Origin of the sequence: Dyadobacter sp. CECT 9275, from assembly GCF_907164905.1 — a bacterium.
GTDB lineage: Bacteria > Bacteroidota > Bacteroidia > Cytophagales > Spirosomataceae > Dyadobacter > Dyadobacter helix.
In genome coordinates, this window is sequence record NZ_CAJRAF010000001.1 from 1,853,462 (window position 1) to 1,876,610 (window position 23,149).

The 23,149-nt window shown below is 46.0% G+C and carries 13 protein-coding genes; 4 read left to right on the forward strand and 9 right to left on the reverse strand.

Annotated features, from left to right (window positions below):
• The first annotated feature begins 423 nt into the window (after positions 1 to 423).
• Positions 424 to 1,818: a DUF4270 family protein gene (locus tag KOE27_RS07690; RefSeq protein WP_215238222.1), complete on the forward strand. Its 1,395-nt coding sequence runs from the start codon at positions 424 to 426 to the stop codon at positions 1,816 to 1,818.
• 81 nt (positions 1,819 to 1,899) lie between these two features.
• Here KOE27_RS07690 and KOE27_RS07695 read toward each other — a convergent pair whose 3' ends face one another.
• The 7 genes from KOE27_RS07695 to KOE27_RS07725 all read right to left on the reverse strand — a co-directional run bounded on the left by KOE27_RS07695 (position 1,900) and on the right by KOE27_RS07725 (position 13,255).
• Positions 1,900 to 2,802 (reverse strand): bestrophin family protein, encoded by a 903-nt coding sequence (locus KOE27_RS07695; protein ID WP_215238223.1) that lies wholly within the window; start codon positions 2,800 to 2,802, stop codon positions 1,900 to 1,902.
• A 141-nt stretch (positions 2,803 to 2,943) separates the two neighbouring features.
• Positions 2,944 to 6,099: an efflux RND transporter permease subunit gene (locus KOE27_RS07700; RefSeq protein WP_215238224.1), complete on the reverse strand. Its 3,156-nt coding sequence runs from the start codon at positions 6,097 to 6,099 to the stop codon at positions 2,944 to 2,946.
• Between the two features lie 93 nt (positions 6,100 to 6,192).
• On the reverse strand, positions 6,193 to 7,329 hold the full coding sequence (locus KOE27_RS07705) for an efflux RND transporter periplasmic adaptor subunit (RefSeq protein WP_215238225.1): 1,137 nt from the start codon (positions 7,327 to 7,329) through the stop codon (positions 6,193 to 6,195).
• Positions 7,330 to 7,392: 63 nt separating this feature from the next.
• Positions 7,393 to 8,751: a TolC family protein gene (locus tag KOE27_RS07710; protein WP_215238226.1), complete on the reverse strand. Its 1,359-nt coding sequence runs from the start codon at positions 8,749 to 8,751 to the stop codon at positions 7,393 to 7,395.
• Between the two features lie 464 nt (positions 8,752 to 9,215).
• On the reverse strand, positions 9,216 to 11,186 hold the full coding sequence (locus tag KOE27_RS07715) for a sialate O-acetylesterase (protein WP_215238227.1): 1,971 nt from the start codon (positions 11,184 to 11,186) through the stop codon (positions 9,216 to 9,218).
• A gap of 225 nt (positions 11,187 to 11,411) precedes the next feature.
• Positions 11,412 to 13,115, reverse strand: a complete 1,704-nt coding sequence (locus tag KOE27_RS07720; RefSeq protein WP_215238228.1) for a sodium:solute symporter family transporter — start codon at positions 13,113 to 13,115, stop codon at positions 11,412 to 11,414.
• Complete coding sequence (locus KOE27_RS07725) at positions 13,112 to 13,255, reverse strand: hypothetical protein (protein ID WP_215238229.1); 144 nt, start codon at positions 13,253 to 13,255, stop codon at positions 13,112 to 13,114. Before KOE27_RS07725 ends, KOE27_RS07720 begins: the two co-directional genes overlap by 4 nt.
• A 245-nt stretch (positions 13,256 to 13,500) precedes the next feature.
• Between KOE27_RS07725 and KOE27_RS07730 the strand changes: the two genes are divergently transcribed.
• The 3 genes from KOE27_RS07730 to KOE27_RS07740 are packed head-to-tail and all read left to right on the forward strand — an operon-like array spanning position 13,501 to position 20,253.
• Entirely contained in the window at positions 13,501 to 15,258 is a 1,758-nt protein-coding gene (locus KOE27_RS07730; protein WP_229252681.1) for an alpha-L-rhamnosidase-related protein, read from the forward strand.
• Positions 15,259 to 15,306: 48 nt separating this feature from the next.
• Positions 15,307 to 18,150, forward strand: a complete 2,844-nt coding sequence (locus KOE27_RS07735) for an alpha-L-rhamnosidase (protein ID WP_215238230.1) — start codon at positions 15,307 to 15,309, stop codon at positions 18,148 to 18,150.
• Between the two features lie 21 nt (positions 18,151 to 18,171).
• Positions 18,172 to 20,253, forward strand: coding sequence for a right-handed parallel beta-helix repeat-containing protein (locus KOE27_RS07740; RefSeq protein ID WP_215238231.1), 2,082 nt, complete (start codon positions 18,172 to 18,174; stop codon positions 20,251 to 20,253).
• A 49-nt stretch (positions 20,254 to 20,302) separates the two neighbouring features.
• On the opposite strand, the gene rfbD is transcribed toward KOE27_RS07740, so the two are convergent.
• Positions 20,303 to 21,160 carry a dTDP-4-dehydrorhamnose reductase gene (gene rfbD, locus KOE27_RS07745; protein WP_215238232.1) on the reverse strand — a complete coding sequence of 286 codons (858 nt, stop codon included), beginning with the start codon at positions 21,158 to 21,160 and terminating at the stop codon, positions 20,303 to 20,305.
• A 278-nt stretch (positions 21,161 to 21,438) separates the two neighbouring features.
• Positions 21,439 to 22,806: a sugar transferase gene (locus KOE27_RS07750; protein WP_215238233.1), complete on the reverse strand. Its 1,368-nt coding sequence runs from the start codon at positions 22,804 to 22,806 to the stop codon at positions 21,439 to 21,441.
• Between the last annotated feature and the right edge of the window lie 343 nt (positions 22,807 to 23,149).

A 23,149-nucleotide genomic window follows, 5' to 3' on the forward strand; every position in this document is an offset into this window, starting at 1 on the left:
AAAATAAAGCAAATGTTTTTTGTCTAAAACTTTTCGGAGGAGAGCTATTTCCTAACGAAAGGAGCTGCCTGGATGTTGTGGTCCGATGCATCCAATAAAGGCCACCGGCTTTTATTTTTTTCAAAAGATTACCCTGCCAGAAACTAAAATAGAAGCCTTCTTTCATCGTTTAAGTTATCATTTGCCACGAAACGGTTTTAAGAAGCGTATCAGACTGGCAGAGGATATGAATGGTATTTGCCTCGTATTGGTAAAGATATCAGTCATTTTTTGTCCTTTTTGCTTGCGCTTACAATAGCATACGTACATTTGTAGGATTTTGTTGCAAAAGAGAAAGGGCATGTAATTACTTATGTTTCTACAATACATGTTGTAAATATGTTTACATCTGATAATTTTGCACTTTTACCGTTCCTTTAATAAATGAAATTCAATTCACATTCTGCAAAGGCATTCTCTTTCCGGATATCCGGTTTTTTGATAATACTAGGATTATGTTATTCATTGTCAGGCTGTACGTGGGGCGATCAGATTGCTTCCCTTACGCAACCGAATCCTGATGATTTCGCTGTATATTACTCTGATACTTCTACTGTAAGGATGTCTACCATCGCCTACGATTCCGTAATGACAGGCGGGGCGAGCCGGTTGCTTTTTGGACAGTATGTTGATCCTTATTTTGGAAAAGTAACCGCGACACCATTTACGCAGCCTACCCTGGAAGGATCTCTTACGGTGCCGGAAGAGGCGGTTTATGACTCAATCATCGTGTCCATAGGTTACGACAAATATTATTACGGGGATACCACCAAGATCATGAATCTGGGAATTCATGCCATCCAGAGTGATATCATGGCACGGAGCAGCTATTTTAATACCAGCACGATGCCATACGATCCCAAACCTCTTGGAAAGTTAAGATTTTATCCAAGGCCTAAAAGGGATTCTGTCATTACCGTCAGATTGTCGGACGAATTTGGTAATAAGATTTTTGACATGGCAAAGGGTAACCTGCTTACTGCCGCTACGGACTGGACCAACGTGCTGCTGGGAATTGCCATTGTACCCGGAGCTTCCGATAACGGGGCGGTCATCGGTATCAAGTGGCCCGACAATGCAACGGCTATTCAGCTGCATTATCATACTGTTGGTACTGAGGGTGTAGTGGAGGGCTACGCCGGTATTAAAGTCAATGCCGCATATAACCAGATCCTGACCGACAGGACCGGAACGCAGCTTGTGAAACTGCCTAAAACCAAGCGGTTATCCATTCCTTCTGACGAAACAGGAAATATGTCGTTTATCCAGGCCGGGGCTGGTTTGGTAACCCGTATTGACATTCCTACTGTACGGGAACTGAAGTATGTCAAATACTCGGTAGCTAATAAGGCATTTCTGAAGTTATATCCAGTGGATCAGTCGGTGACTGATTTCTTAACCCCACCAGCATATTTATATATATATCGTGTAAATAAGAATAACGAGTATTACAGCAGTGCGTCAACAGGAGGGCCATTAGCCTTGACGGACCTCACTGGTAGTACAGCGATAAGAGGGGTATACGATCGGGATAGTTTGAACAATGAACCTTTTTATCGGTTTGACATCAGTTCTTACGTTGCCAATATTCTTTTAAGCGATTATCAAATTGATGAAGGACTGGTGCTGATCAACTCTCAGCTTGGAGGAGCACTGTACCCTGAGACCAACACGGATTTTGTGAAGTCGGTGAACCGCCTGGTAATTGCAGGGCCCAATTCGGGAAGAAAAAGCCCGAAACTTGAATTGTATTATACCACGGTGAAGGTGAAAGAGTAAAACAGACTTTTGTTATCCCGTAACGCCATTCAACTCAGCTGAAGTGAATGGCGTTTTTTTATAAGAGACATACCTCGTCAGTTACATCACCACCCCGCTTCTTGGAAGAATGGGTGACGGGATCTGCTGCTCGCCGATGATTTGTAACAGGTTAATTTCGATGGTCCGGGAAAGAGAAGTCATCGGTATGTCATTAGACACTCCCTCGAAGGGGTTCTGCAGGGTGTAGGCAATCCACTCAACATATAAGAATAGGAAAGAAATCACGAAAGTGATCGGGATGGCAATGCGGCCAATGCTGTCAATCAATCCCATGGGAAGAATAAGGGTGAAAATAAAGATGACCAGGTTAATGAAAAAACTGTATTGTGTTGGGAAAACAGTATTCTTGATGCGTTCACATTTACCCATGGCGTCGCAAAGCCTGCGGATGGTATCATCAATGCTTTGAAAAAACAGTGGATCAAGCTTTCCTGCATGATATAACTTTGTGATTCTTTCTTCGATCAGGAGCAAGATGGCATTCGGCACATTGCTGTGTCCGGAAATAAATGCCAACTCCTCGGGTTTCAGGTGCAAGTCCGCATAAACCAGAACGGCCTCTTTCCGCAGTGAATTTGCCAGCGCATAACACCACGCGATCTGAAGATGAGCTATATTTTGGATTATTTCTTCTTTTTCCAGCGGATTTATACCCGCAAAAGCGATTGACTGGCGCAACAGCGTCCTGCTGTCGTTCACGATGGCGCCCCAAACCTTACGTGCCTCCCACCAGCGGTCATAAGCAGAGTTGGTCCTGAAACCCAATAGCAGCGCTAATGCCGTACCAAGTATGCTGATGATGGAAATGGGGAACACAAGGAAATGCCAGTTGTAATAATTGTATAGATAAAATACAAGAGCCGCATAAGTGTTGATGGCAATAAGTCCCGGCCAGATGGCCCTTAGAATGCTCCATACCGAGAATACCTGTTTTACGTACATTGAAAGTGTTGGTTATGAATTTTTTCTGATTATTTTTTGAGAAGCTACGTAGAAATAATTCCAGGACAACACAAAAGGCGCGGTATTTTACCACGCCTTTTGTTATTTTGTTAAATATTTAAGGAAATGCGAAATCCAGTTTTACAGAGTCTCGGGATCGGTATCTACTGTATGTTTTTTCTTACCCATCACCAGTTTTTCGATAGCCACAAACAGTACCGGAACCACAAAAATGGCGAGTGAAGTAGCTGCGAGCATCCCTCCGAAAACTGTCCAGCCGATGGTCTTTCTGGACTCAGCAGCCGCGCCACTGGCAAATGCCAGAGGCAGTACCCCCAGAATAAAGGCCAGTGAGGTCATGATGATGGGTCGTAACCGCAGCCCGACGGCCTCCAGTGTAGCCGCGATCAGATCCATGCCGTTGTCTACCCGTTCTTTTGCAAACTCTACGATCAGGATGGCATTTTTTGCAGCGAGCCCGATCAGCGTGATGAGCCCGATCTGGGCATAGATATTATTGGACAGATTGGGCAGGAAAGTAAGCGTAAGGATAGAACCGAAGGCTCCGATGGGTACCGCGAAAAGTACGGAAAAAGGAATGGACCAGCTCTCGTAAAGCGCTGCCAGGAAAAGGAATACAAAAACAATGGAAATCGCGAAAATGGTGGTCGTGCTGTTTCCGGCTTTGATCTCTTCACTGCTCATTCCCGAAAATTCGTAGCTATAGCCGGCAGGAAGTGTTTCCGCCACTTCACGGAGCGCTGTAATAGCCTGCCCGCTGCTGTAACCCGGTTTGGGTGTTCCGTTAATTTCCACTGAACGATAAATATTGTAATGGGATATCAAAGCAGGGTTTTCCACTACTTTTGACGTCACCAAAGCACTCAGCGGTATCATACTACCTTGATCATTGCGGACATAAAACTTCTGAATTTTGTCCAGAGACGACCGGAAACTGCTGTCGGCCTGCACCATCACCCTGAAATTCCGTCCGTACAAGTTAAAATCATTCACATAACTACTTCCCAGCAGGGTAGACAGCGAGCTGAATACGTCAGATACCTTCACACCCAGTTTTTTGGTCTTATCCCGGTCCACATCCAACTGATAACTCGGCGTGCGTGCGTTAAAGAAAGTATAGGCCAGCCCAATCTCCGGCCGTTTGTTAACGGCGGCCATGAAATTCCTGGCAACCGCTTCAAACTGTTGAATATTGTCGGTACTGGTTGACTGCTGCAGTTCAAAAGTAAAGCCGGAAGTGGCCCCCAATCCGGGAATAGCCGGAGGAGCAATGGCAAGTATCCGTGCTTCTTTGATATCCGCCGTTCGCTTTTTGATCTCAGCAATAACCGCCTGCACGTGATGTTCTGCGCCTTTCCGGTCTGCCCAGGGATGCAGGTTGACAAACAGCGTACCCACGTTGGATTTGTTGGAGAAACTTACCACATTCAGACCGGCCAGCCCCCCTGCCACACGTACCTCAGGAATCGTCTGGATCCTCTTCATGACCTCTTTCATCATGGCAATATTACGCGTTGTAGAGGTGGCTTCCTGCATTTCATAGGTTACAAAAAGACGTCCTTCGTCTTCAATGGGTATAAATCCTGTGGGTTTGTTCTTAAAAAGAAAGAAAAGTCCCACAAACAGGCACACCATCATGACAAGCACCAGCGGAGTTGCTTTTATCCATTTGGCCACGCCATTGGTATAACCATGAGATACTTTATCAAACCATCTGTTAAAACGGTCAAAGAACTTTTCAAGCCAGTTCTTTTTATCGTTAGCACCTTTGGAGGGTTTCAGCATGAGCGCACAAAGGGCAGGTGTAAGCGATAAGGCAACAAATGCCGAAAGCAATACTGAAACGGCTATGGTAATGGCAAACTGCTGATACAGCCTGCCCACAATACCAGGAACAAAACTTACCGGTACGAACACTGCAGCCAGGATGAGCGCAATGGCGATCACCGGGCCGGAGATATCTTTCATGGCCTTGATGGTCGCTTCTTTGGGCGACATTTTGTTGTGGTCAATATAATGTTGCACGGCCTCTACCACTACAATGGCATCATCGACTACGATACCAATGGCCAGTACGAAGGCAAAGAGCGTCAGCGTATTGATCGTAAATCCAAAAGGAATGAAGAAAACAAATGTACCGATCAGCGAAACAGGAATTGCGAGAATGGGGATGAGGGTGGCGCGCCAGTTCTGAAGGAAGAGGAATACCACAATCACCACCAGGATCATCGCTTCTGCAAAAGTGTGAAGTACTTCTTCAATCGATACCTGTACAACGGTGGCTGTTTCTGTTGGAATGGTATAGTCAATATCCTTCGGGAAGGTTTTTTTCATAGCTTCCAGTGCCTTGATGACGCCTTCGTACGTTTCCAGTGCATTGGCACCGGGGGCCTGGTAAATCAGTACAAAAGCGGCGGGTTTTCCATTGACAAAGGCATTGGATGCATAGTCGAATTTACCCAGCTCCACCCTGGCAACATCGCGGAGATAGACCACGCTGCCTTCAGCCGGTGACGATCGGACAATGATGTTCTCAAACTGCTCCTGGGTGTTCAAACGGCTATTGGTCAGGACGCTGTATTCAAAACTCTGTGTATTGGGCTGAGGGTTACCACCCACGGTACCTGCCGCTATCTGGAGATTCTGTTCCGCCAGCGCTGCTGAAATGTCCGCAGGTGTCATCTTGAGGTTGGCTAGCTTTTCTGGGTTAAGCCAGATACGCATACCAAAGTCATCGGCACGAGATACGATATCACCCACACCTTTGACACGCTGAAGGGCGTCTTTGAGATAGATGTTGGCATAATTACCTATGAACTGCGCATCGTGCGTTCCGTTGGGAGAGTACAGCGCCAGGGCGATCATGATACTGGGCTGGCGTTTACGGACGGTAAGTCCCAGCCGCTTCACGGCGTCGGGCAGCGTGGGTTCTGCCACGCTTACCCGGTTCTGCACATCCAGGGCCGCAATGTTGACGTCTGTGCCTACATCAAAAACAACGTTGATACTGCTTTGCCCGCTGCTGGTGGAGTTACTGGACATGTAGGTCATGCCGGGCGTACCGTTGATCTGCGTTTCAATAGGCGTGGTGGTGGTTTGCTCCACCGTTTGCGCATCAGCACCGGTAAAATTCCCGGAAATTGTAACCGTCGGCGGGGTTACGTCGGGGTACTGTGCCACAGGTAAGGTGGTTAACGAAATTAGCCCCACCAGCACCAGCACCACCGATGTTACAATGGCGGTTATTGGCCTTTTAATAAAAATATCTGCAATCATATTATTGTCAGTATCTAATGAAAATGAAATAGGAGCGGAGAAACGGCCCGGATCACTGTACCCGTTTTTTTACTCAGCCCGCATTTTTAAGGATTACTTTTTAGGAGCTTCGGCGGGTTTTGTCTGCGGGTTTTCGGTGGTAACCACGGCTCCTTCCCTCAAATTCTGAACACCTTCCACGGCAATTTTTTCACCGTCTTTAAGGCCTTCTTTCACAATAATGTCTTTGCCCAGCGAAGTGCCAAGTACAACGCGTCTCTGGCTAACCTTGCTGCTGTCTCCCAATACGTACACAAAATATTCACCCAATTGCTCAGTTACCGCTTTGTAAGGTATTGTAACCGATTTACCCGCTACATTGAGTACCCTTACAGTCCCGCTCATGCCTGCCCGAAGTAAATTATCCTTATTTGGAAAAATAAGGCGCGTGCGGATAGTACCGGTCTGAGGATCAACGGCTCTATCCATTAATGAGATTTTGCCAGGGTATGGATAAATATCGGTACCGAATTTAAGGGTAAAGGTCGAATCCGCAGCTTTACTGTTTTTGATGAAATTGCTGAAACGGTATATCTCTTTCTGATCCACATTAAAATCAACCGCCAGCTGATTGTCGGTGGAAACGGTGTTCAGCACGGTCTGTCCTGCGGAAACCGGAGAGCCTGCTTTTACACTTGAAATGCCAATTACACCATCAAACGGCGCGGTTATTCTGGTATATCTTACATTGGTCTGTACTGCTTTGATACTGGCTTTGGCTGCATCCGCCTGTTTTTTTGCTACCTCAAGGGCAGCATCTGCATTGTCAACGAGTTGCTTGGCAACGGCATCGTTTTTGTCAAGCTCATGATAGCGGTCAGCATCTTTCTGTGCTTTCACCAGGTTAGCTTCCTGAACATTCAGGTTGGCAACAGCCTGGTCGTAATTAGCAGTATAGAGCTGAGCATCAATGGTATACAAAAGCTGTCCCTTACGTACCCGCGCACCATCCTGAAAATGAACACCGGTCACAAACCCTGTGACCTGCGGCCGTAATTCAATCTGGTTCAGTGGTACAACGCTTCCGGGATACTCGTCATAATAAGAAGCTTCAATACTGGTCACTTCGGTAAGTGTCACAGGCACCGCAGGTGGAGCGGCAGGTTGTTGCTGTTGGTTTTTATTCCCGCACGACATCATCACTGCGGCGAGAATGACTACTGATAAATATTTTTTAGATTCTGAAAACATATGTCAAGGACGTTTTTCTCTTTAATTTTTTGTTCTGATGGTGTTAATATGCACAGCGCCGGATCAATAATTGAGCTGCCCCAGTGCTTTCTGGACATCAATTTTACTGGCTAGTACGTCATAAAGTGCGTTGTAATAATTGATACGGGCCAAACGCAGGTCAGTTTCCGAAGTCACCACTTCCAGATATGTTTTAATACCCGACCGATACTGCAGCTGAATCACGTCATAAACCTCCCGGGCCAGGTCCACGTTTTCTTTCTGTGCCAGCAGGTTGGTGAGGTTTCCTTTGTAGTTGGCCAAGGCTGTTGCATATTCGGAACTGATATTCATTTTAAGGCCAAGGATATCCCAGTCGGTACGTTTGAGCTGCCATTGTGCCTGATTTACGTTGGCCTTTCGTTTCCCACCCTGGAAAATAGGGAGCGAAAGCGTGATGAGTCCGAACGAGTTGGGATAGTTGCGGCCGTAAAGATCAGTAAACTGGTTGTTCTGAAAGTTCAGATTATAGGCGCCGTTCAGGGAAACATTAGGCAGATAACTCCATTTATTATACTGTAAGTTTGCTTCTGCCAGTCTTTTCTGAGTAGTCAAAAGCTGGAATTCTATTCGGTTGTTAAAATCCGGGCTCTGCAGGGTATCCAGCATCATTTCACGTTCCATCTGCAGGGTGTCATAGGCAATCCTGAGTTCCTTTTCGGCAGGATACCCCATCAGCGATTTAAGATATTCCAATTTCGCTTTCAGTATCTCTTCATTGCTTTTTTTATTGGCCCGGGTATTGTTCAGCGAGATAGTTGCCCTTTTGTAATCTATTTTGTCGGCAATTCCCGCTTTGTACTGATTCCCGGCATCTTTCAGACTTCTTTCCAGCCTTACAATATCCTCGGTCGCCACACGGATCTGCTGCGAAGTGGCCAGTACATCATAAAATGCTTTTGATACATTGACAGCAATATCGATTTTATTGAAACCGGTATTCTGGCTTGCCTGAAGCTGAACGTCCGCACGGGTGCGGTTGGCAAGCAGAACGTCACGGTTAAAAATCTGCTGCGAAAGCGTGAATTGTGCCGCAGAAACGTTACGCACACCCAGTTTAACAGGATTGCCTGCAATGATGCTGGTTTGTACGATGAAGTTGTGCTGTAAATTGTAATTAAAATTAATCTGAGGATACCAGTCGGCAAGTTTGCTGCGGATCTGGTTCTCTGTTATTCTTTCATCAATAAGTGATTTCTGAATAACGGGCTGGTTTTTAATAGCATACTGGATAATGCCCTCTAGATTTGCGTTTTCCAAGGTTTCTTCCGAACGTTTCCCCGCCTCATTCTGGGCCAGAAGCGGGGTAAGCGAATAAAAAAGGACAAAGGCTATGCTAAGCGCCAAACGCAATGTTCTTTCTGGCTTAGACTGATCATTCATGTAAAAAGTATTTGATTGAGGTAAATGTTGATGGTTAATAAGTGCCTTGAATGGTTACAGAGATAACCCAGGCAATGAATAAGCTATTAATCAGCTGTCTGTGAGGAAGTCTGAAGTGTTTACGCCATCAATAGAAGCGGGCATCGGCATAGTTAAAAGAGTGAAATAAAAGATATTTATGTAGACTAGTGGTGACATAATGGATTCTGAAATGCCGTTATGGCCAGCACCAATTGTATTCACTAAGGATTTTAGAGGGAGAATAGTTTCATTCCGGTCAGGAAAAAAACTGCCGTCAGATTGTTTTTATTTGAATTTTAATACTATTTAAAGAAATAGTATTTTTTTCTTACAAAGAATTAATATCGCTTCGCCTGAGAGCAGTGGAGTGTCTTCGGCGTTTGAAGGACGAGCCTGCAAGCCCGTCCTTCACAATTAAGAAATGGAGGATACCCGGGATTATCCTATCTGAACCTGACGTCTTCTGTAATTCCTTTCCAGCTGTCGGTACGGAAGGGTATGGCGGGAAGATCTGCGCTGTTGAAAAGATTGGCTTCTGCATTGTCATCCGCCCATCCGTACCTGACCGCCACCGGGTTAGGTACTTTGTCATTCCATATTACAACCTGCTCACCCATGACATTGCCGATTGCCCAATGAAATTTTTGATCTTCTCCGGCCACTTCAAAACCGGTGAGATAGCCATACTTTCCTTTGGTATGTAAGCCTCCTTCTGCATTTTTAAAGGTGATGGTAACCTTATTTCCCGCTCGCTGCATGGACTGATAAACCGGGCCTTCTGCTACCAGATCTTGTCCGTAAGTGCCTTTTAATGCATTCAGAGCCAGTCTTTTGCCAACATCCTGTTTGTTGCGGGGATGTATGTCGACGGGGTTGCCAATGTCGGAAGTAACCGCCATACCGGTGTTGGGAGATACCGCAAGCGTCATGGTCTGTGCTTCGCGTAATTCGGCCCATTTACTTCCTTTTTCACTATTGCCTTTTGCATCATCAAAGCTGGCCAGCTGAACAAAGTAGAAAGGGAAATTTTCGCCTCCCCATTTTTTTCGCCAGTCAGCAATCATAAGAGGGAAGGATTTGCGGTACTGGTAAGCTCTTCCTGTATTGGACTCGCCCTGGTACCAGATGGCTCCTGCAATCGCATAAGGAACCAGAGGAGCAATCATGGCATTGTACAACAACGTCCCGGAAGAATTGGGGCCTGCGAGCTGGTTGTTTCTAATGGAGGTCTCGATATGATATTTCCAGGGACCAGCCAGGGGCATATTGAAATCATCTTTGCCAATATAAATCTGTTCAGCTTTTCCCCTGATTCCTCCGTCACCGCTTTCATTCACAAGCCGTATTGAAATAGTATTTTCACCAGATTTTAAAACTGCCGCCGGAACCACATACTGCCGGTTTTTGCCTTTCTGGGTGCTGGATCCTATCAGGGTGCCATTGATATAGGTGCTGTCAAAGTCATACACAACCCCAAGGCTTAATATCAGGTCTTTACCGGTTACTTGTGGCGGAAGTGTGAATTTTTTCCGAAACCATAAGGTTCCGTCGAAATAGGGCAGCATCTCACGGTCGAAAGCCTTGGGTAAGTCCATCGTCATCCAGGAAGAGTCATCGAAATCCGAAGCAGGCCATTTGCTGGTTTCCTGCGGGGCGGGGAATCCACCGTGTTTCCGGACAATCAATTCATCCAGTTTTTTCTTTTTCAGAAGGGTAAAATCATCCCATGTTGCTGGCAGGTCCGCAATATGTTCAGCAAATTCATCGAAACTGCTCATGCCTTCCCTGCTGATCCAGGTCTCTATCTGTGTACCACCCCAGGAAGTGTGGATCAGGCCGATGGGTACTTTGAGTTTATTGTAGAGCTCTCGGGCAAAGAAATACCCCACCGCAGTAAAATGGGGCACATTTTGAGGAGTTGTAACCTGCCACTCTCCTTTTCTGACATCTTCCTGTGGAGATAGGTTTATGTCTTTCGGAACTCCAAAATGCCTGATTTCTGGGTAAGTGGCAGCTTTGATCTCTTCACTTGCGTTTTCAGTAAGAGCAACCGGCCATTCCATGTTAGACTGCCCGGAGCAGATCCAGACTTCCCCAATCAATATACCGCTATACAAGATCGAATTCTGTTTGCCTTTCACATTCAGTTCATAAGGCCCTCCGGCTTCAAGCGGATCAAAGCGAACAATCCATTTACCATTATTTCCTGCTTTAACGATCTTCGTTTGTGCCACCTTACCGAAGGCTGTGAGTTGCAGCGTTATTTTTTCACCAGCTTCGGCCCATCCCCATACCGGAATCGGTTTCCTGCGCTGTAATACCATGTTTGAGCCAAAAATCTTGGGTAGTTTTATTTCGGCAAATACCTGCACACTGAAAAATAACAGGCAGGCAAGAAGGATGGATTGTTTCATCGGTAACGGATTCAAATTATCGGACAGGATGTCTGTACATAATCTTACACCGAAAAGCCACTGATTGACTACTCCTGACCATTGTTAACGCCGTTTTTTCGTTAAAAAGATCGTCTGAGAGCGATGCTTCGGTTCGGACAAGCCGTCCATCCGGATTGAACCGATAACATCCCGCCACAGTCAGGGGTCTGTATCAAAAATAAACGGGACAGCGATTAAGTATGTTTATTCAGGCAATAGAACCTCTTTTCTTTCAGGCCAGATCAGTTCAATTATATAGGAAAACCCAATGACGAGTACACAGCCAATGAGGTTCAGCCAAAGGAAAGCAGTCAGATCGGCCCAGTAGCTGGCCACAACGAAAATTTCTCCGATGATACTTCCCCAGAAAACAGCGCGGCTGCCTATTTTTTTGAAATAAAAAGCTACCAAAAAAATTCCCAGTATTACTCCATAGAACAGCGAGCCTAGTATATTAACGGCCTCGATCATACTGCCCAGCCGGGAAGCGTACTGCGCGACCGCGACACAGAATATACCCCAGAAGAATGTTGCCCAGCGCGATGCAGTAACGTAATCCGTCCGGTCCTGGTCTTTCCTGTAAATTCTTTTGTAAATGTCAACCACCGAACAGGAGGCCAGTGAATTGTAGGCCGAGGCCACGGAACCCATAGATGCCAGTAAAATGACGGCGATTAGCAGCCCTACCAGCCCGGCAGGCAGGTAATCAATGACGAAACGAAGGAAGATATAGTTTACGTCATTTACATCCGAACCGTTGGCTTTGGATAGCAGCGCCTCGGCTTCTTTCCGAACCGATTTTACTTCGTTTTCAATTTTCCCGAGTACTTCTCTGGAATCCGCAATGGCAGTTGTGTTATCCTGGTGAACGGCATCGGTAAGTGCCATTACGTGTTGATGTTTATCGGCCTGAATTATTTCATGCCGTTTTTCAAGTGCTAGGTATTCTGCGGCGTAAGAAGTCTTCCTTACTTTGTCAACAGCCGTTTGGTTGAAAAAAAGCGGGGGATTGGTAAACTGGTAAAATGCAAAAACCAGTACTCCAACCAGCAATATCAGGAACTGCATCGGGATTTTGAGCAGCCCGTTCATAGCCAGTCCAAGTTTGCTTTGTCCTTCGGAGCTGCCCGTGAGGAAACGGCCCACCTGCGACTGGTCTGTTCCAAAATAAGACAACTGAAGAAAGAAACCGCCTATCAGTCCTGACCATACGTTATAACGGTTATTAAGATCAAAGGTGAAATCTATTACGTTTGTTTTGCCCATTTTGCCGGCTACGTGTAGGGCATCAGTAAACGTTATGTTTTCAGGTAACAGCCTTACCACCATCACACCAGCCACCACCATACCGATGGTAATGATTCCCATTTGCTGCAGATGCGTATGGGAAACCGCTCCCGAGCCGCCCCGGATGGTATACAACAGCACAATACTTCCCGAAATGATATTGGTCCAGGTGATATCCCAGCCCAGTATGGCGGAAAGAATCAGGGAAGGTGCGTATATGGATAATCCGGTAGAAAGGCCCCGCTGGAGTAAAAACAGAAACGAAGTAAGCGCCCTTGTGCGTAGATCAAACCGGCTTTCAAGAAATTCGTAGGCGGTGAATATTTTAAGGCTATGGAATTTCGGTACAAAAGTGATACACAGCACCACCATGGCCAGTGGCAGCCCGAAATAGAACTGTACAAACCGCATGCCATCTGTATAGGCCTGTCCGGGTGCTGAAAGGAAAGTGATGGCACTGGCCTGGGTCGCCATGAGCGATAGCGTGACATGATACCAGGGGAGCGACTGCCCGGCGAGCAGGAAGGAATCCATCGTATGCTTTTCACGGCTGCGGTAGATTCCGTAAGAAATTACAAATATCAGTGTAAGTGAAAGTACAATCCAGTCAAGATAGCTCATTGAAAATGTTTCATGAATAAATAGAAGAGAACAATAAGCGTTAACAGCGTACCCACCAGCAGGATATACAGCTGTTTCCAGTTTTGTACAAATGGCGGCAAACCGTCGCGCTCCATGGGAAGCTTATCTGTTTCTTTCATGTCAGGGTTTGGTAGGGATATCCGGAATGGCACGGGTGACAAAAATAGAACGGATTTTAAACTGTTTTCGCATATACGTGCCTGAACTTGTCTCAAATTTTAAAGCATTAACATTTATTAGCAAATACCGCCTTAGGGATATGTTTGTTTTTTCTGAACTCCTCCGGCAGGACAGGGCAGGCTAGTTCTTTGCATTATAATAATTTATTTTCGGGAAATATTACAATACTATCCCTTTAACAAAAGTGAAAAAAACATCTCCGCTATTTCTGTTCCTTCTGGTAGTGAACGCATTATACTCTTCTGCCCAGAAATTGCCTCCGGTTTTTGGTGATGAAACCCAGTATCAGACCGATTCCCGCGTGAGGAGTTACCTGACCGCCCGGCGTATCGTCTGGATGTCTGACCATACCGGTGCGTTTATAAAGGGGCCGCAAAACCTGCTGCTGCCGGGAAGCGGCCAGGCCGATCTGGTCCATAAAAATTTCTGTACCCTTAAAAGCACGGATAAGATCAAGCCCGGTATCGTGCTGGATTTTGGAAAGGAAATTCAGGGAGGGATACAGCTGGTAACGGATCAGCCATCCAACCACAATCCCATTCGGGTCAGGATACGCTTCGGGGAATCTGTGAGTGAAAGCATGTCGGATATTGACACCATCCAGGGGGCCACCAACGACCACGCCATGCGCGACTTTACCATGGAGGTACCATGGCTCGGAACCATCCAGGTAGGAAATTCAGGCTTCAGGTTTGTCAGGATAGATCTTGTAGAACCAAACCGCGAATTGCAGCTCAAAGAGGCCAGAGCGATATTTGAATACAGGGATATTCCATACCTGGGTTCCTTCAAAAGTAATGATCAGCGCCTCAATCAGATATGGAACACGGGCGCCTATACTGTGCACCTTAATATGCAGGAATACCTGTGGGACGGTATCAAACGCGACAGGCTCGTGTGGGTGGGAGATATGCATCCGGAAGTGATGACGATCAACACCGTATTTGGTAAAAATGAAGTAGTAGCCAAGAGTCTGGACCATGCCCGTGACATCACACCGCTTCCGGGGTGGATGAACGGCATCAGTGCGTATTCGATGTGGTGGGTGCTGATTCACCGGGATCTTTACAAAAACCAGGGCGACAGGGAATACCTTCGGAAGCAGCAGCGGTATCTGGTGGGCCTGCTTGACCAGCTGATTGGAAAAACAAAGGATCATTCGGAAGCTTTGGATGGAGGACGCTTTCTGGACTGGCCGTCAAGCGAAAACTCCAAAGGAGTGCATGCAGGCTTGCAAGCCATGATGGTAATGACACTGGAAGCAGGCGCAGAATTGTGTCTGATACTGGATGAACCCGCCCAGGCAGCCAAATGCAAGGAAACCGTTTCCCGGCTTAAATTGTATATTCCGGATGCCAATAATTCCAAACAAGCCGCTGCATTGCTGGCGCTGGCGGGGCTTGTTGACGCAAAAAAAGCGAACACCGAAGTAATTTCTCAGGGCGAATGTGAGAGGTTTTCGACGTTCTATGGATACTATATGCTTCAGGCAAAAGCCAAAGCCGGCGACTACCAGGGTGCGCTGGATTGTATCCGTAATTACTGGGGAGGCATGCTTGACATGGGTGCCACCACTTTCTGGGAAGATTTTGATCTGGCCTGGACAAAAAACGCAGCGCCCATTACCGACCTGGTGCCAGAAGGAAAGGATGATATTCATGGGGATTTTGGAGCATATTGTTATAAAAATCTTCGCCATAGCCTTTGTCACGGATGGGCTTCCGGGCCTACCTCATGGCTTTCCGAGCATGTGCTGGGTATCAGCGTAGTGGAGCCGGGAGGTAAAACCATCAGGATACAGCCTAATCTGGGGGACCTGCAATGGGCGGAAGGTACCTATCCGACGCCCATGGGGATTGTGAAGGTCAGACATGAAAAACAAACTGACGGAAAAATTAAATCGACCATTGATGTGCCTAAGGGAGTGAAAGTACTGCGTTAATCTCTGTTTTTGCAACCGGCTCTTCAAGTCAGGATAAATGATATCAAAATGAAAAAAATAATATTTTATCTCTTTACAAGTCTGATCCCCGGGATTGTTTCCCAAGCATCCGACCTGACCCCTCGGTTGTTAAAATGTGAGTACAAACAGCACCCGGTTACGGACGTAACTTCGCCGCGGCTCAGCTGGGAACTTACATCGGCGGTTGCCAACCAAAAACAAACCGGCTATCAGATACTGGTGGCTACATCGGTTGACAAGCTGACACCGGAAAAATCGGACCTCTGGAATTCAGGAAAAATGCCGGGCCGTCAGACAAATCAGGTGGAATACCACGGCAAGGCGCTGGCTTCTCGTATGATTTGCTACTGGAAAGTGCGGAGCTGGGACAAAAACGGGCTGCCCGGTCCCTGGAGCAAGGCGGCTCGCTGGGAAATGGGGTTGCTTGGGAAAAATGAATGGAAAGGAGAGTGGATAGGGATGGACCTGGACCATTTGGGTAAGGGGCCGGAATATCACTTGCCACCAGCGCCTTATACGCGTAAGGAAATAAGAATCACCCAAAGGGTAAAGAAAGCCAGACTGTATGTGACGGCGCTGGGGTTGTATGAATTTTCGGTGAACGGGAAAAAAGTCGGGGACGCCTTCCTTGCACCCGGCTGGACCGACTACGACAAAAGAGTATATTACCAGGTATATGACGTTACCGATAGGGTGGTGCAGGGTACAAACGCTTTGGCAGCACAAATATCTTACGGATGGTATGCCGGTTACCTGGGTTATGCGCTTCTGGTAAAGAATCCGGTGGTAAGGGCATTTTATGGTAAAGTCCCGGTGCTAAAGGCTCAGCTTGAGGTAAATTATGAAAATGGGGAGAGCGAAACATTTGTAACAGGCAAAGACTGGAAAGTAAATTACGGGGCATTGCAGGAGTCGGATATACTAAATGGTGAGACATACGATGCAAGACTTGAATTTAAGAATTGGGATAAGCCTGGCTTTGAGGATAAGGCGTGGAAAGTGGCAGAAATATTTGCAGATAGGCCTGAATTACAGCTACAGATACATCCTGGCCCGCCTGTAAAAGTGACTCAGACGTTACCTGTGAAGACACTTACTATAAGGCCCAACGGTGCATATATATTTGATATGGGACAGAACTTCGCCGGAATTGTCAGGATCAGGGTGAGAGGTGCGGCAGGAGATACCATACGGTTGCGTTTTGGTGAAAAACTGCATTCGGATGGCCGGTTGATGACGGAAAACTTAAGGAAAGCCAGAGCAACAGATACTTATATATTAAAGGGTGACGCCGGCGGAGAAACCTGGGAGCCCAAATTTACTTTTCACGGGTTTCAGTATGTGGAAGTGAGCGGGTTAAAACAAAAGCCAGATCAGGAAACCGTTAAGGGCCTGGTACTGGGTTCAGACACGCCAAAGGTGGGTCATTTCGAAACGGATAATGCCATGGTGAACCAGCTTTACAGCAATATCGACTGGACGCAGCGGTCTAATTACGTGGAAATACCCACCGATTGTCCCCAACGGGATGAGCGGCTGGCATGGACCGGGGATGCCCAGACTTATGTGAAATCAGCAACTTATAACCGAGATGTTTCCTCCTTTTTTACAAAGTGGATTGTAGACCTTAATGATGCACAATATAACCATGGGGCTTATCCGCTATATGCACCTCGTCCCAATATACGGGATTCGGATACCTTTTCTCCGGGCTGGATGGAAGCAGGTATCGTTTGCCCCTATCAGATATACAGAGCGTATGGTGATACGCGTATGATCAGGCAAGGATGGGCGCACATGACACGTTTCCTTGATTTCCTGGAAAAAAGAAGCAAGGGGGAATATGTGTTCAAAGAAAATAATTTTGCTGACCTTCTTCCAAAGGGCGGCTTCGGCGATTGGCTATCTTTTGGCAAGAAAACGCCTCCTGATATGCTTGCATCTTTTTATTTTTTCTATTGTGCTGATATGATGGCCGAAATGGCGCAGGCAACAGGAAAAACGGCCGATCAGGAACGCTTCTCAAAAATGGCTGTGAAAATACAGGAGGCCATCAAAAATTATTATACCGATGCTTCCGGCAAATTTGTTTGTAATGCTGCTGCCTACGGCAATGGCGAAGGGTATGTGGATGGAGCGCTGGGTTTTACCGGACATACCCAGACGATATATGCCAATGCCATTTATATGAACCTCCTCTCCAAAAATAATACTGCAAAAGCGGGCGAATATCTGATGGACTTGCTGAAAGAAAACGGAGGCAAACTGGGCACAGGTTTCCTGGGAGCAAAGCCATTACTTCCTGCTCTGTCTGCTACCGGGCATACAGATATGGCTTATCGGCTTTTTCTGAGTAAAGAGTTCCCATCCTGGGGGTTTGAGGTAGCCAATGGCTCCACCACTATCTGGGAACGCTGGGATAGCTTCACCAAAGAAGATGGTTTTAAATACAATGCAGCCATGAATTCTTTTAACCATTATGCTTTCGGGGCAGTATGTGAGTGGATGTTTGGCAATGCAGCAGGTATCAAAGCAACACAGCCCGGATATTCTGAATTTACAATCAGACCAGAAATTTCACCCGATGGCATGGGAAAAGAGGGTATCAATGAACTGAAAGCAAGTTATCACTCTGTAAATGGTGAAATAGTATCTTCCTGGAAGAAGGAAGAAGGAAGGTTGCTGATGCATGTGACAGTACCGGTCAATACCAGAGCAGCGATCTGCATTCCGTCTTCCAGTACCTCCACCATCAGGCTCAATGGGAAATCTATACGTCAGTCTGGAGTGGAAAATAAGGGCTGGGAAAATGGGTATGCAATGATTGGGGTGGGTTCGGGAAATTATAGTATAGTAGTTGTAAATAAATAAAAAAATAGTCCCTTCTGTTGAATGAAAAAAGTTGGTTGGTTTGTATTACTTCTTTTACTGAATTTTCATTTCGGATTTTCGCAAACCATCTATGTTTCTCCTGATGGCAAGGACCGGCACGATGGCAGTAAACGAAATCCGGTAGCTTCTCTGGAAAGGGCCAGAGACTTGGCCAGGCAGCTGCACCGGAAGGATGTTTCAAAGCCGATGACCATTTTTATAAAGACCGGAGATTACTATCCCAACCGGGCGCTGGAATTGACATCTGCTGATAGCAATCTGCGGTTTACTTCGGATCCCAATAAAAAGGCAGTTTTCCACGGAGGGTTTAAGATTACCTCATTTCAAAAGATTTCTGACACGTTATGGCTGGCTGATGTTCCGGAAACTCTGATCTCTACGCGGTCATTTGAGCAGCTTTTTGTGAATGGGGACCGGCTGGAACGTGCCAAATTCCCCAACCAGGGGTATTACAATCCCGTGGCTGTTACCGAAACCATTCTTGGAAAAGTGGAAGGTGAAAGAGCCGATTCCGCTCTGCAGCACATCAAAGTACCTGGTGAATGTGTAAATATCCTGGCGGCACTTTCGGAAGAGGAAATAAGGCATACCATCATCCGCTTCAATCACCTGTGGGATAATACCATTAAACCCATCCAACATTTTAACAGGAAGGATTCAACCGTTACCATTTCAGGGGTACAGATGCAGCCCTGGAACAGGATTACGGTGCAATCTGTTTTTACACTGGAAAATCTTAAATCTGCTCTGGACAAACCGGGGGAATGGTACCTGGAAAACGGAAACAAGTTATATTACAGGCCGCGGGTCGGAGAAAAAATAGAAACCTGCCAGTTCACGGCGCCTTTTCTGGAGCAGCTGATTATTATCAGAGGAGATGAAACGGCTGCAAGACCGGTTAAAAATATCACTTTTGAAAACATATCTTTTGAGCATTCGGCGTTTCACATTCCGGAGGGTGGGTTTGAGCCACTGCAGGCAGCTCCTTTTGCACCTGCGCTGGTTGAGGCGGACTATTCAGCACATATCAGTTTCAGGAACTGTGCTTTTCAGCACACCGGTTCCTATGCCATGTGGTTCAGGAAAAGCTCACATATTGATATCCGTAAAAATTACTTTCAGGACCTGGGAGCCGGTGGCCTCAAAATCGGAGAAACGTCGCTGCCCGCCGACAGCACGCTGGTAACGCATCATGTCAGCATTGAAAATAATATTTTTCATTCGGGCGGGCGCATTCTGAGCTGTGGTGTCGGGATCATTGTTTTTCATGGTCATCACAACAGGATCGTCCATAATGAAATTGCCGATTTCAGGTATACCGGTATTTCCTGCGGCTGGGTTTGGGGTTATCAAAAAAGTCCGTCGCACCACAATCTCATCGCTGATAATCACATTCATCATCTGGGATGGGCGGAAATGAGCGACATGGGCGGTATTTATCTGCTGGGAATTTCTCCGGGGACCGAGGTGAGGAACAATCGTATACATGATATATATGCACTGGATTACGGCGGCTGGGGTATTTACACGGATGAAGGATCGAGCCATATTCTCGTGCGGGATAATCTGGTATACAGATGTAAAAATGCCGGTTTCCATCAGCATTATGGCAGGGATAATCTCATCACCAACAATATTTTTGCTTATAATATCAAGGCGCAGTTACAGGCTACCCGGGTGGAAACTACCCACTCTTTCACCTTCCGGAACAATATCGTATCTTATACCGGAACAGATCTGCTGATGGGCCCCTGGGAAAAGGTACGTATGGTATCGGATTCAAATTGTTACTGGAACCAGGATGGTACGGTATTATTTAAGAAAGAACAGTTAAAGGGTTGGCAAACCCGGAACAGAGACATTCATAGCGTGATAGAAAATCCGGGATTTCTGAAGCCAGAGGCGGATGACTTTCGCTTTGATCACCGGGTGTTGGCTCGAAAAATCGGTTTCAAATATTTTGACTATACACAGGCGGGCGTATATGGAAGCAGGGCCTGGAGGGACAGGGCAAAATTGGATCAGCGGATACGAAGAGACTTTGAGTTAGTTGTAAACCGTAATGAGGCATTAAAAAAATAAAGATGGGAAAATCCCGCAGACGAAACCACCTCCGCGGGGCTTTCTCTACCTAGGAGGCCTGAAGCCTTTCCAGACAAACGGCCAGGCTGTCGCGCCAATAAGGTATTTTGATAGCAAAAGTACTTTTCAACCTGGACTTATCCATGACGGAATAAGCGGGGCGCACTGCTTTGGTCACGTACTCAGAGGTTTTGACAGGATTAACTATGACATCCGTCCCGCTGATATCAAAAATGGTTTTTGCAAAATCGAACCAGCTCGTAACTCCTTCGTTACTGTAATGATAGATACCATACTCCTGGCTTCCTGAGCCAATAATATCTAATAGGGCTCCTGCAAGATCAATGGCATAGGTGGGCGAGCCCACCTGGTCAACGATCACCCCCAGGTGGTCGCGTTCACTACCCAGGCGCAGCATGGTTTTAACAAAATTATTTCCGTATTCTGAATACAGCCAGCTCGTTCTTATCGTAAAATGTTCGGGCAGTAAAGTGGCAATGGCTTCTTCTCCCTCAAGCTTGGTGAGACCGTAAACATTCTCCGGCAAGGTGGGGTCCGTTTCATTGAGCAGTTTTGGGATATCGCCTTTAAATACAAAGTCGGTAGAGATATGAATCAATACAGCACCGTATTTTTTACAGGCTTCCGCTATATAGGCCGCTCCGTCCCGGTTTACTTTCCTGCAAATTTCCTGTTCATCTTCGGCTTTGTCCACTGCCGTATAAGCTGCGCAATTAATGACGTAGGAAGGCTGTTCTTTGGCAAATAACTGATCCAGCAGTGTAGGGTCCAGGATATTACCCTCCGTTTCGGAAGGGAAGGAGATATCCGTAATGTTTCTTTCTCCGGAAACTTTTTTCAGACAACTGCCAAGCTGGCCGGATGCACCCAAAACAACTATTTTCATACAACGATTTTAAGTAAATGTAGATTGGCAAAGATAAACAATAGGCAATAAATCAAACGCGCTCACAAAAAAAAGGTCTGACCACGTTTCAGCAGACAGACCGGCATTAAGATAACGTTGAGTAAAATTTATTGATAATTTTTAGAAGATATCGGAAAGGCAATAAGCGAGATTCATTTTGCCCGTCCGATATTTTGATGGTGAAGCATAATCGTAATAGCTGATATTCCACATAGCATGTTCCAGATTGGACACTATGTTCAAAAAGGTATGGATCTTTACTGACCTCTTCCCAATACCATCACCTGAACCGTTTTAAAGATCAGCGAAACGTCGTCCATTACGCTGTACGATTTAAGGTACTGCAGATCGTATTTAAGACGTTCCACATTCTTGGCAACAGTATCTGCATACCCTACGTTGATCTGCCCTATGGACGTGATGCCGGGTTTTACCGTAAGCAGCCTTTGAAAATCATGCGGTTCGGCCTCCATGAGCATGTCTACATCATATTTGTATAGAGGACGTGGGCCCACCACTGACATTTCACCTTTTAATACATTCAGGAACTGCGGTAGCTCATCCAGTCTCGATTTTCTTAAAATCCTGCCGATCGGTGTGATGCGTGGATCATTGTCTCCCTGAGAATGCTTTAAACCCATTTTGTCCGCATCCACATACATGCTTCTGAATTTGTATATCTCAAAAATCTGCCCCCATTGTCCACTGCGTTTTTGTTTAAAAAATACAGGCCCGGGGGATGCAACTTTAATAATCGCCGCTATAAGCAGGAATACAGGTGCGCCCAGTATCATGACGATGGAGGAGAAAATCAGGTCGAAGCTCCTTTTCATGGTCTGCTCGTTGAAGCTTGAAAACGGCTTGGTATTCACCTGAATGATAGGGTACATGTCGTGGTATTCAATGGTTGCGCGGTTGGTCATAAATCCCCGGAAGTCCGGAACCAGTCTCACCTGTGTTTTCTGCCGTTCTCCCAGTTTAATCACACCTTGCACCTGCTCGTCGGTCATATCCGAGAGGCAGCAGTAGAGATAGTCAACCTGCTCTGTTCTGATCAGATTTTCAAGGGAATTCAGTTCGTTGCCCCTGTTTTTGAACTCAAATGAACCGCAAAACCGGTAACCCAGTTCTTTGCGGTCTTTGTAAAAATCGCGTATCAGCGAAGCAACATTACCCGTGCCGACGATTGCGTAACGGTTAAAATTGTAACCTGCCTGGCGGTACATTTTAAGTACCATGATGGCAACTGCGCGGGAAGCCATTGCCGACGCGAAATAAAGTCCGTAAGTAGCCAGGAACTGAATCCTTGAATAATCTTCTCCTTTTTGTGTAAGGTAAAGGAATGCCATCATGAACGCCGCATGTACCACCAAAGCTTTCACAAAGTTGGTCAGCTGAATGTTGAAATGATACGACAACCGGGTGAACAGGTAGGTTTTGAAAATGTGTATTGTAAATATCCAAACCAGATTGGCAACCAGGAGCAAATTAATATACTGGTTATCCATAATGTCTGCGGGGTGCCCGAATCTGAAAAGATAGGCGGAGAGAAAAGACAGATTCAAAAGGACCAAATCAGTCCAAAGATGAATTTTAGGGAGAAGACCTGCGTAACGACTTTTCATAAGTACTATTAGTGTTGAGTAACCTATTAGTGTTGAGTAACTTCAGTTTTAAATTGTACCTTTTTATCCGGGTAATCACATTCGCTTCTGTCTCTGTGATTTTTCACTTATCCAATACAATACCTCAATCTTATTAAATCTATGCCACAATCGAATGCATGTAGTAGTAATTCAATTATTTTATAGAATGATTTCTTACGACAAGTTTAAGTTATTCCGGTATTATATCCAAGTATAGCTTGATGGTTATTTTGTTAATTTATTGATTATTAAATTATTAGGTAATTTATTTTTTTAAAATAACAAGAAATTCTTTTTATTGTTCTATTTGTAAGGGCCGAAA